This window comes from Thorsellia kenyensis (assembly GCF_042432445.1).
Classification (GTDB): Bacteria; Pseudomonadota; Gammaproteobacteria; order Enterobacterales; family Thorselliaceae; genus Thorsellia; species Thorsellia kenyensis.
This window is the reverse complement of sequence record NZ_JBHLXE010000100.1, coordinates 190,683-202,491: the sequence shown is the minus strand read 5'-3', so window position 1 is coordinate 202,491 and position 11,809 is coordinate 190,683. Positions and strand designations below refer to the sequence as shown.

The following is an 11,809-nucleotide window of genomic DNA, read 5'->3' as shown; positions in this document are numbered from 1 at the left end:
ATTCATATTAAGTATTCTGATCTCTTGATCTTTCAATGTCAAGCATCTTCATCGATCACGGGTATATTATCCAAAATAATAGTAAAAATACTACTAAGTGATTCTGAAGGGGCTATCATTTAAAATTAATCTAAATCAATAAAACGTGTTTTAATTCGATAAATGTTGTTTTTTGAATTTCTTTAGATTACAATCTCAGCGTTAGGTCTCCTGAATGCTACTCATCGGATTATTTTCATATACCCCTTCATATTTATGTAAATTGACGCTAATGCTCCAATTAACATTTTAACCCTGTGAGTATGTACTATTTTTAACTCAACAGTTAAATCCCATGGAAATCGATGAATTTTATAAGTGAGACAATTAAAGATTTGCCCCTAATTCAAATTAACCCACAATTTATAAGCGAATATTCGCTTACATTCAATTAACTTAAAAAACAGAAATCAATTTATGAATTTAACAGAATTAAATCAAACTCCAGTCGCAGAGCTTGTCAAGCTCGGTGAGTCAATGGGCCTTGAAAATTTAGCCCGCCTTCGTAAGCAAGACATTATCTTTGCAATTTTAAAGCAACACGCTAAAAGTGGTGAAGATATTTTAGGTAATGGTGTGCTAGAAATACTAGGTGACGGTTTTGGTTTTTTACGATCTAATGACAGTTCGTATTTAGCAGGCCCTGATGATATTTATGTATCTCCAAGTCAAATAAGACGTTTTAATTTACAAACAGGCGATACTATATCTGGTAAAATTAGACCACCAAAAGAAGGTGAAAGATATTTTGCCCTACTTAAAGTCAATGAAGTTAACTTTGACAAACCGGAAAACTCTAGAAATAAAATATTATTTGAAAACTTAACCCCGCTTCATGCCAATCAAAGGATGGCAATGGAACGTGGCAATGGTTCGACAGAAGATATTACAGCAAGGGTACTAGATTTAGCCTCACCTATCGGTAAAGGTCAAAGGGGATTAATAGTTGCCCCGCCAAAAGCTGGGAAAACAATGCTTTTACAAAATATTGCTCAAAGTATTTCAAATAATCATCCAGAATGCGTGCTAATCGTTTTGTTAATAGACGAAAGACCAGAAGAAGTAACTGAAATGCAACGCATGGTGAAGGGCGAAGTTATTGCCTCAACGTTTGATGAACCGGCTAATCGACATGTGCAAGTTGCTGAAATGGTCATTGAAAAAGCTAAACGATTAGTTGAACATAAAAAAGATGTGGTCATTTTACTAGATTCAATCACTCGTCTAGCTAGGGCATATAATACTGTAGCACCTTCATCAGGAAAAGTTTTAACGGGCGGGGTAGATGCGCATGCATTACATCGACCAAAACGCTTTTTTGGTGCTGCAAGAAACGTTGAAGAAGGCGGGAGCCTTACAATTATTGCTACTGCGCTTGTGGACACAGGCTCAAAAATGGATGAAGTCATCTATGAAGAGTTTAAAGGTACCGGAAATATGGAGCTTCATCTTTCTAGGAAAATTGCGGAAAAACGTGTTTTCCCTGCCATTGATTATAATCGTTCTGGTACACGTAAAGAAGAACTATTATCTTCATCAGATGAATTGCAAAAAATGTGGATTTTACGTAAGATTCTACACCCAATGGGTGAGATTGAAGCCATGGAGTTTTTGATTAACAAACTCAGCATGTCAAAAACGAATGATGATTTCTTTAATATGATGAGACGTTCCTAGTTAAGCATTATTAAAATTAAATAGCTTGAAACTTCTGCTAAAGGCCTGCAAATTTATTATCAAGAGAGATTAATGTGATTCTTTTTGAACTTATAGTACTCTTTTTATTTTCCCTTGCGTTCCTTTTTTTAGCCCGTAAAGTGGCAAAAAAAATAGGCCTTGTGGATAAACCTAATTTTAGGAAAAAGCACTTAGGGGTAATTCCTTTGGTTGGAGGCATATCAATCTATGCCTCGCTGGTTTATTTGTTTTTTGTCAGTGAGTTTTTTCGACAAATACCAGATATCAGAATCTACCTTTTATTAGCTGGACTACTTGTTTTAGTTGGTGCGATAGATGATAGATTTGACATCAGTGTAAAACTCAGAGCAACAGTACAAGCCTTTGTCGCTGTCTGTATGATTTATTTTGCCGGGTTATCCTTAATGACGTTTGGCTCACTTTTAGGTTCATTTGAAGTGAAGCTAGGCTTTATAGGCTATCTACTTACTTTGTTCGCCGTATGGGGCGCTATCAATGCCTTTAATATGGTAGATGGAATAGATGGGCTTTTAGGCGGCCTCTCTTGTGTTACATTCGCCGCCTTAGCCTTGGTTTTTTCTTTAGCTCCAGGAAATCCTCACTATACTTTGTGGGCGCTGGCTATGATTGTTGCAACTATTCCATATATTCTTTTAAATCTAGGTCTTTTAGGCCGAAAATTTAAGGTGTTTATGGGGGATGCTGGTAGTACGCTGATTGGCTTTACTGCCATATGGATGCTACTTGTCGCAAGCCAACCTTTTGCTAATATTGAGCCCGCTCAATGCTGTCAATTAAAAACATTTATCTCTCCTGTCACTGCCTTATGGTTTATTGCTATTCCGCTTATGGATATGATTGCAATCATGTACAGAAGAATTAAAAAAGGCTTAAGCCCATTTTCCGCAGATAGGCAGCATATTCATCATTTAATGCTAAGAGCAGGTTTTAGTTCAAGGCAAGCTTTTGTCTTAATTACCCTAAGTGCTGCTCTTCTAGCTGTCATCGGAATTATTGGTCAATTATTAATTTCTTACATGAAGATGCCTGAGTGGATAATGCTGATACTATTTTTATTCTTCTTTTCCTTGTATGGGTACTGCATCAAAAGAGCTTGGAAAGTGGCTAGAATGATAAGAAGATTTAAGAGACGCATCAATAAAAACAAAAAAATTGAATCACATTAATAGATAAAGTCTGATGGATAAAATCTAATTGAATGCAATTGAATGAATAGGACACCATATGAATCCAAATAATAGTTTTGACACAAAACGCGAAATTTTAAATGATGAGCTTGATATAAAAAAATTGTTTATAACTTTATGGCAAAGAAAATTCATCATCCTATTCTTTACGGCTCTATTTGCTGTCTCTACTTATACGTTCAGTCATTTTGTAACACCTGTTTGGACATCTACAGCCATTTTTAAAAAAACCAGCTTAGCAAAATTAGGTAATTTTCCTCAATCTGAAACCATTATCAAGAGCTTAGATATGACTAAGGGACTTAATGAACCTGAAAAAGGATTAACTGATATTGTCTACTCAGAATTCACTCAAGTTATCTCCTCCTATGACTTTAAAAGACAATTTTGGTTGAAAAGTGACTATTATGCAGCCCAAATTGCTCCATTGATTACAGATCATGAGAAATCAGTTGTTTTAGAAAAATTGATAGGCGACATTCAATTTACGGCTAAAGATGACAGAAAAGGTAATTTAGATACCCTGATATTAAAAGCAGAAACTGCCGAAGCATCTAATAAGCTGTTAAGAGAATACATTGATGAAGCAAATAAATTTATTATCAACAGAATCATTGATGAACTAAATAAAATAAAGTTAAATAATTTGTCTAAGTTTAAAAATGATAAAGAAAAATTAGTACAAGCTATCGAACAGGAAAGACAAAAAAATACAAATCAGCTTTTAGAAAAAAAAGAAGCATTAAAAGCACAATTAGCGAGAATACAAGAACTCGCAGATTCTACTCCAGAAGACATTAATGATGTGGCACAGTTACTGCAGTTTGTTGAAGAAGAATTAAGCTACATAGAAATCAGTGCAGATGAGCCAGATATCAGAGTCCAAGAGTTAGAAATTATGATCAATGAACTTGAAAAAGTACAAGAAATCAATGGTTTTGATAAAGCATTCGAGTTTTTAAGAACTCCACAGGAGCCTATTAAGGCAGACAGTCCAAGAAAAGTATTCTGGGCATTTTTAGCTGCACTTATAGGTGGCTTTATTGGTGTCTGCGTGGCACTCATTCAAGGACCTAAAGTTGTAAAACAAAAAACGGCTTAGTACTTTTTCGTAAAAGTGGAAGCTTAACGTTAGTATAAATTAACAAAGAGATAATTCAGTGAAAGTTTTAACCGTATTTGGCACAAGACCTGAAGCCATAAAAATGGCACCACTTGTACATGCTCTGGCAAATGATGATTATTTTGATGCCAAAATTTGTGTAACGGCACAACATAGAGAAATGCTTGATCAAGTGTTAAAATTATTTGAAATCAAACCAGATTTTGATTTAAATATAATGAAACCGGGACAAACACTGATTGATATCACTCAGCAAATTTTACAAGGGTTAGCAAAAACCTTCCAGGAATTTAAGCCTGATATTGTCTTAGTTCATGGTGATACAACGACAACATTAGCAGCCAGTCTAGCAGCGTTTTATCACCAAATACCCGTTGGTCATATCGAAGCAGGTTTAAGAACGGGTAATCTTTTTTCACCTTGGCCTGAAGAAGGAAATAGAAAAGTCACAGGGCATCTTGCTCAGATACATTTTGCACCAACTCAGACCTCAAAAAATAATTTATTAAAAGAAAATATTGCTAATGATTCAATAGTTATTACAGGTAATACGGTAATTGATGCGCTTTTTTGGGTGAGAGATAAAATATCTAAAGAAGAAAAATTAAAATCCTCCTTAGAAGCAAAATACCCTTTTTTAGATACAGATAAAAAAATCATTTTAGTGACAGGGCATAGAAGAGAGAGCTTTGGTGATGGGTTTGAGAGGATTTGTAAAGCACTAGCGCTTATCGCCCTCCGGTATCCTAATGTCCAAATTGTTTATCCTGTCCATCTAAACCCTAATGTCAATGAACCGGTAAACCGTATTTTAAAAGATATTAATAATATATTTTTAATTGAACCTCAGGATTATCTGCCATTCGTTTATTTGATGATGCATTCAGATATTATTTTAACCGATTCAGGTGGCATTCAAGAAGAAGCGCCTTCACTGGGTAAACCAGTGTTAGTTATGCGAGAAACAACCGAAAGACCAGAAGCCGTTGATGCAGGTACAGTAAAATTAGTCGGTACAGGTATTGAAAAAATAGTTGAGAATGTTTCAGAATTATTAAATAATTCTGCATCCTATAACGAGATGAGCAAAGCTCATAATCCTTATGGGGATGGAGAGGCTTGTAATAGAATATTAGAGTCATTAAAAAAATTGAATAAGTGATATGCGCTTAGCTATGTTAAGCAGGTACCACTAATTGAACGATTGATAATTATTTTTCATTTAAAGAAGGCAACGCATGAGCAACAAAATAAGTGAATTTAAAACGGTTAGTGTTATTGGGCTTGGCTACATAGGATTGCCAACAGCAGCAGCATTCGCTTCATCTAAAACAAATGTTATTGGTGTAGATGTCAATTCTCATGCTGTTAATACGATTAATCAGGGACAAATTCATATTGTTGAACCAGGTCTAGAAGAAGTAGTCAAAGAATCTGTGATAAATGGTTACTTAAGGGCAACAGAGAAAGTTGAACCTGCAGACGCTTATCTAATAGCAGTCCCTACGCCATTTAAAGGTGATTATGAACCTGATTTAGCTTATATAGAAGCGGCAACAAAAGCGCTGGCTCCATGCTTAATTAAAGGTAATTTAGTTGTATTAGAATCAACCTCTCCGGTAGGAGCCACAGAGCAGATGGCCGAGTGGCTGGCTCAACTTAGACCTGATTTAACTTTTCCTCAGCAAGCAGGAGAAAATGCCGATATTAATATAGCGTATTGCCCTGAACGCGTTTTACCTGGTAGAGTGATGGTTGAACTTTTTGAAAATGATAGAGTGGTCGGTGGCATGACCCAGAAATGCTCCCTAAGAGCACAGGCACTTTATGGACTATTTCTCAAAGGAGAATGTGTCCTAACGAATGCTCGTACTGCAGAGATGTGTAAACTCACCGAAAATAGCTATAGAGATGTCAATATTGCTTTTGCAAATGAGCTTTCATTAATTTGTGATGAGCAAAGAATCGATGTTTGGGAACTCATTGCATTGGCTAACCGCCATCCAAGAGTCAACATCCTACAACCAGGGCCTGGTGTCGGGGGCCATTGCATTGCTGTTGATCCTTGGTTTATTGTGTCACAAAACAAAAAAAATGCAAAAATAATAAGAACTGCAAGGGAAGTAAATGACAGTAAACCGCAATGGGTATTAGATAAAGTAAAAATAAGTGTTGCTGATTGTGCTCAAGAATTGAAATTACCCATTTCGAAAGTGAAAATAGCCTGTTTTGGACTCGCCTTTAAACCTGATATTGATGATTTAAGAGAAAGTCCTGCTCTTCATATTGCCAAAGCAATCACTGAATGGCATAAAGGGGATACCGTAGTTGTTGAACCTAATATTCATGAGCTACCCCCTGCTTTTTCGCAACAAGCTATTTTAAAACAAACAGAATCTGCATTAGAATGGGCTGATGTTATTGTTTTATTAGTCGATCATAAAGAATTTAAGACGATCCCTGCCAGTCAAATTACTCAGCAATGGGTCATAGACACAAAAGGGGTTTGGCGCTCGCTCAGTCATACCAAGAATATATGATAAGTAATTAATCAAATGATAGATAATCAAACACTTTTCTCGTTAGAACCACTCAATTGGGAGAGTGGTTTTTTTGGCTTTAAAACTGGAAAATTTTCTCTTAACCCTGTTTTTTCCTCTATGATGATGACAGGGCAAGGTAATGAAGACACATCTCAACATTTTGCTGTCGTCAATAGTTTACCTTGGGAAGACTATGAACTCATTCAATCTAAAATAGCAATGAGTGATATGCACAGTATAGATTTTTTGACGCAACTGAATTTTAAATTAGCTGAAGGTGAAGTCGATTTTGTTTATCCTGTTGAGACATTATCCAGTAAAGTAAGCAATAAACATCAGGATGAATCACACTTATTAGAGATGTTTAATAATATAGCTCAAGAGTTCTCTATTGATGTGGAAATTATCCCTGCAAATGAAAAAGTGATAGATGAACTTATCTCGATATGTAAAACTTTATTTAACCAAAGTCGTTTTCGTCAGCCTTGGTTCAAAGTAGATGACAGTGGTAATTTTTATGCAAAGTGGATTGAAAAAGCAGTTTTAGGTCAATTTGATGATATTTGCTATGTGATTAAAAACAAGAATCAAAATCAAAAACTGTTTAGAGACAATATTCACTCATTAAGCAATACAATTTTAGGTTTCGTCACCCTACGGTTAATGGATAATGGTGATGTCCGTATTGGATTATTGGGTTCTTTGAGTAAGCAACTCATCAAAAAAGAACCTGTTGGGAAGAACCTAATTGAAATAGCTAAGCACTGGGCTTGCTATAAAAAAGCTAAAAAACTTTTTGTCGCTACTCAAAGCAGTAACATTCCAGCGATGAGGCTATATGCTAAATCAGGGGCAACGATTGATAGTACAAGTTATTGGATGTATAAAGGGAATCAGTCATTAAGTGACTGAATGTCGTTAGGCTGCGTAATCAATCACTTAATCAAAAATCTTTATAACAGATTAACATTCACACAGGTATAGAAAATAAGAGGTATTTATGATCCCATTTAACGCTCCACCCGTTGTCGGAACTGAACTTGATTATATGAAAGCCGCTATGGATAGTGGTAAGCTTTGTGGAGACGGTGGTTTTACAAGACGTTGTCAACAATGGCTTGAACAAAATTTTGGTACCAAAAAAGTACTTCTTACTCCCTCATGCACAGCTTCATTAGAAATGGCTGCCATTTTGATTGATATTAAAGAGGGAGATGAGGTTATTATGCCAAGTTTTACCTTCGTATCTACTGCAAATGCTTTTGTCCTTAGAGGGGCAAAAATTGTATTTGTAGATTGCCGCGCTGATACAATGAATATAGATGAACAAAAAATTGAAGCGGCAATTACAGAAAAAACTAAAGCCATAGTTCCAGTCCATTACGCTGGGGTTGCTTGCGAAATGGATACTATTATGCAAGTCGCTAAAAAACATCAATTATATGTTATTGAAGATGCTGCCCAAGGCGTCATGTCAACCTATAAAGGTAAAGCGCTAGGAACAATAGGGCATATAGGCTGCTTTAGTTTCCATGAAACAAAAAATTACACGGCAGGTGGTGAGGGTGGAGCTACTTTGATAAATGAAGAGTCACTTATCGAACGTGCTGAAATCATTAGAGAAAAGGGTACAAATAGAAGCCAATTTTTTAGAGGAATTGTAGATAAATATACATGGAGAGACATAGGTTCGAGTTATTTGATGTCAGATCTCCAAGCCGCTTACCTATGGGCGCAACTAGAAGCAGCGCATACCATTAATGAACGTAGACTTTACTTATGGCAAAACTATTATGATGAATTAAAACCCTTAGCAGAAAAAGGATTGATTTGTCTTCCTACAATACCAGATAATTTAGAACACAACGCACATATGTTTTATATCAAATTGAACGATATTGAAGAAAGAACACAATTTATTAATTATCTCAAAGAAGCAGAAATTTTGGCCGTGTTCCATTATATTCCATTACACAGTTGTCCCGCAGGATTAGAATACGGTCGCTTTCATGGTGAAGATGAATTTACAACAAAGGAAAGTAATCGATTAGTCAGGTTACCACTGTTTTATAATCTCTCTGATATTGATTTAAGGACAGTACTGACCACAATTCAAAATTTCTTTGCCAATAGAATGTAAACTGTTGTTTTGAAATCTGGATTAATGAATTCATCTTGTCAGAAGCCCAAAGGTATCTATGGCATCTTTCGCTAAAGCGTCAGTGATCACTGGCGCATCCATTCTTATAAAAATTCTTATAGGGCTAGTGGTTGCTAAATTAATGGCAATTGAATTTGGCCCTGAAGGAATAGGACTTACGGGTAATTATAGACAGTTACTCACTGTACTGGGTGTCCTAGCAGGAGCAGGTATATTTAATGGTGTAACTAAATACATCGCTGAATACGATAAGGTAAATGATATCTTCGCAAGAAAAAGACTCATTGGCACAGCCTCTTCATTTGTACTTTTTTTCTCATGCACTTTAGCACTGGTATTTTTATGTTATGCCCCTCAAATCAGCTTATTTCTCTTTTTTGATAAAGGCTATGCGAACATCATCAGAATACTGGCCGTATTGCAATTTTCTATTGCCTACAATAATTTGATTTTAGCTATTCTAAAAGGATATCGAGATGCATTAAGCAATGGATTATCCATTATCATAGGTGCTATATTAGCGTTAATAGGATTCTTAGTATTGCAAATCTATGCTGATTTTAATGGTGCATTGATTGGACTTGCATTGCTTCCTGCCACTGCACTACTTCCCTCACTCTTTTTTATAAAAAAACACCATGGACTGTCTATAGCAATTTTTATCCCTGCATGGGACAGCTTGATTGCTAAAAATTTGTCAAAATTTACAGTGATGACATTAATCACTGCAGTTACAATGCCTTTGGCCTATTATTTGTTACGAGGGCATATCGCTGCATACTATGGGTATACAAGCCAATCTATTTTTTTAAAAATTCTGCACCAGTTGACAGCAAAACCCACAGAGTTATATGAAGTATTACAGGCATTCCAAACTCCTCTTGTTAAAAACATTGCGCTATTTCAAGTCGGTATTTGGCAAGCTATGAGCATGATATCTGACGCCTATTTACAATTTATTACTGCCGCTTTTACAGTCTATTTATTACCTACATTATCAAGAATTGATGATGATAAAAAATTAATCAAAACAGTATTTTATTATTTACTGCTGATCTTATTGCTGGTCAGCTGCTTAAGTGGCATAGTATGGTTATTAAAAGATTTTGTTATATGGCTGCTATTTAGCAAGGATTTCAATTCAATGCGCTCACTTTTTACTTGGCAACTTATTGGTGATGTTTTTAAAGTAGCCAGTTATGTTGTTGGTTTTTTGATAATATCTAAAGCAAAGCTAGGCTATTATTTGCTTGCAGAACTTTCACAGTTTATTTTACTAATCACGCTTTCTTATGTCGCTATAAATAAATTAGGCGTTGAAGGGGCATCCATTGCTTATATGTTGACCTATATGACTTATTTTAGTTTATGCTTGTTCGCCTTGAGTATTTGGTATATAAAGATAAGTAAAAAAATAGCTATTTAACAGAGCGACAGTTATCCAATAATACGAAAATTATCTAACATAAAATGAGAAAATGCTATGACGTCTGAAAATCAATCAACCCATAAGAATTTAAATGAAGAAACCACCCATTTTGGTTTTCAAACTGTTGCTAAATCTGAAAAAGTCCAAAAAGTTGCTGAAGTATTCCATTCGGTTGCAGCTAAATATGATTTAATGAATGATGTCATGTCATTTGGTGTACACCGATTGTGGAAAAAATTCACTATTGAATGTAGTGGTGTGCAAAAAGGACAAAATATACTGGATTTAGCTGGTGGTACTGGTGATTTAACAGCAAAATTTTCAAGGTTAGTCGGTGAAACAGGTCATGTTATTCTGGCTGATATCAACGCCTCTATGCTAAAGGTGGGACGAGATAAACTGAGAAACATGGGAATTGTCGGAAATGTGAGCTATGTGCAAGCGAATGCAGAAGCTCTTCCTTTCCCTGATAACCATTTTGATTGTATTACCATTGCTTTTGGACTGAGAAATGTCACAGACAAAGATGCCGCCCTTCGTTCAATGTATCGTGTGCTTAAACCGGGTGGTAGATTGTTGGTACTTGAATTTTCAAAACCAGTCTTTGATCCGCTAAGTAAATTATATGATTTGTACTCTTTTCATATATTACCTAAAATGGGGAAACTGATAGCGCAAGATGAAGAAAGTTATCGATACTTAGCAGAATCAATAAGAATGCATCCAAACCAAGCTACATTAAAAGAGATGATGGTTTCAGCAGGTTTTACTGAAACAGAATTTTTTAATATGACAGGTGGGGTTGTAGCACTGCATCGTGGATTTAAATTTTAAATATTTACATTCATTATTAGGCGTACTGCAAGCTACTGAAATCAAAATGACTATTAGTGCGCTAAATCTTATGACATTATTGAGAGCTGTCCTATGAATAAATTTTTTGATGCATTTAACGAATTTCCTAAGCCCGAATTTGTAAAAAAACTCCCTCCTTTAGAATCCTTAGCAAAATTAGCACCAGAAATACCAGGTATTGTGAGTGGAATATTAAAGAATAAAAATAATCCATTTTCTGAAAAAATGCCGACTGATCTAGCTAAAAAAAATTTGCTAAGAGTTAGCGTCATGATTGTTGAAACAATAATAAATAAGCATATATATAAGCAACAAGCTTTAAGTAAGGAAACTGAAAAATTACAGGGAAAATCATTAGAGCTCTATATTAAAGAAATTGGTCATGCACTAACCTTAGTCTTTACAACATCAGGAGTCGATATACTCATAGATGCTGAGTATCAGCCTGATTGCCGGCTTATGACCTCACTTAAAACACTTAAGCGATTAAAAGATAAAACCGTATTGACTGATCTTATAAAAACAGAACAAATTGATGTTGAAGGCGACTTCACCGTATTGCAGGATATTAATCAATTAATTGATAAGGTTGAACCTGGTATTGGCGCGATTCTATCGCCTATCACGGGCGATTTAGCCGCATCTGTTATTGAATCTGTTGCAAAAAAATTAAATACACTGTTTAGTGAAAAAAAACAGCTGTTTCAATCATGTTTTACTAATAAAAGAAATCGAGATCACCTATAAATTTGG

At 35.4% G+C, this 11,809-nt stretch carries 10 protein-coding genes; all 10 read left to right on the top strand.

Going from position 1 to position 11,809, the window contains the following annotated elements; translation table 11 throughout:
• Positions 1-456: 456 nt before the first annotated feature.
• Positions 457-1,716, top strand: a complete 1,260-nt coding sequence (gene rho / locus ACFFIT_RS10245; RefSeq protein WP_385877563.1) for a transcription termination factor Rho — start codon at positions 457-459, stop codon at positions 1,714-1,716.
• Positions 1,717-1,793: 77 nt separating this feature from the next.
• A complete protein-coding gene (gene wecA, locus ACFFIT_RS10240; RefSeq protein ID WP_385877572.1) occupies positions 1,794-2,924 on the top strand; it encodes a UDP-N-acetylglucosamine--undecaprenyl-phosphate N-acetylglucosaminephosphotransferase in 1,131 nt (376 codons plus the stop codon).
• A gap of 58 nt (positions 2,925-2,982) precedes the next feature.
• Complete coding sequence (locus ACFFIT_RS10235) at positions 2,983-4,047, top strand: Wzz/FepE/Etk N-terminal domain-containing protein (protein WP_385877562.1); 1,065 nt, start codon at positions 2,983-2,985, stop codon at positions 4,045-4,047.
• Between the two features lie 58 nt (positions 4,048-4,105).
• Positions 4,106-5,230 carry a non-hydrolyzing UDP-N-acetylglucosamine 2-epimerase gene (gene wecB, locus ACFFIT_RS10230; protein ID WP_385877561.1) on the top strand — a complete coding sequence of 375 codons (1,125 nt, stop codon included), beginning with the start codon at positions 4,106-4,108 and terminating at the stop codon, positions 5,228-5,230.
• A gap of 76 nt (positions 5,231-5,306) precedes the next feature.
• The gene (gene wecC, locus ACFFIT_RS10225; protein ID WP_385877560.1) at positions 5,307-6,608 is read left to right on the top strand and encodes a UDP-N-acetyl-D-mannosamine dehydrogenase; all 1,302 of its coding nucleotides are present in this window, start codon (positions 5,307-5,309) and stop codon (positions 6,606-6,608) included.
• A 15-nt stretch (positions 6,609-6,623) separates the two neighbouring features.
• Positions 6,624-7,523, top strand: a complete 900-nt coding sequence (locus ACFFIT_RS10220) for a GNAT family protein (protein WP_385877559.1) — start codon at positions 6,624-6,626, stop codon at positions 7,521-7,523.
• 88 nt (positions 7,524-7,611) lie between these two features.
• Complete coding sequence (gene rffA, locus ACFFIT_RS10215; protein WP_385877558.1) at positions 7,612-8,751, top strand: dTDP-4-amino-4,6-dideoxygalactose transaminase; 1,140 nt, start codon at positions 7,612-7,614, stop codon at positions 8,749-8,751.
• 58 nt (positions 8,752-8,809) lie between these two features.
• Positions 8,810-10,198, top strand: coding sequence for an MATE family efflux transporter (locus ACFFIT_RS10210; protein WP_385877557.1), 1,389 nt, complete (start codon positions 8,810-8,812; stop codon positions 10,196-10,198).
• 57 nt (positions 10,199-10,255) lie between these two features.
• Positions 10,256-11,035 carry a bifunctional demethylmenaquinone methyltransferase/2-methoxy-6-polyprenyl-1,4-benzoquinol methylase UbiE gene (gene ubiE, locus ACFFIT_RS10205; protein ID WP_385877556.1) on the top strand — a complete coding sequence of 260 codons (780 nt, stop codon included), beginning with the start codon at positions 10,256-10,258 and terminating at the stop codon, positions 11,033-11,035.
• Between the two features lie 93 nt (positions 11,036-11,128).
• The gene (locus ACFFIT_RS10200) at positions 11,129-11,803 is read left to right on the top strand and encodes a ubiquinone biosynthesis accessory factor UbiJ (protein ID WP_385877555.1); all 675 of its coding nucleotides are present in this window, start codon (positions 11,129-11,131) and stop codon (positions 11,801-11,803) included.
• Positions 11,804-11,809: the final 6 nt, after the last annotated feature.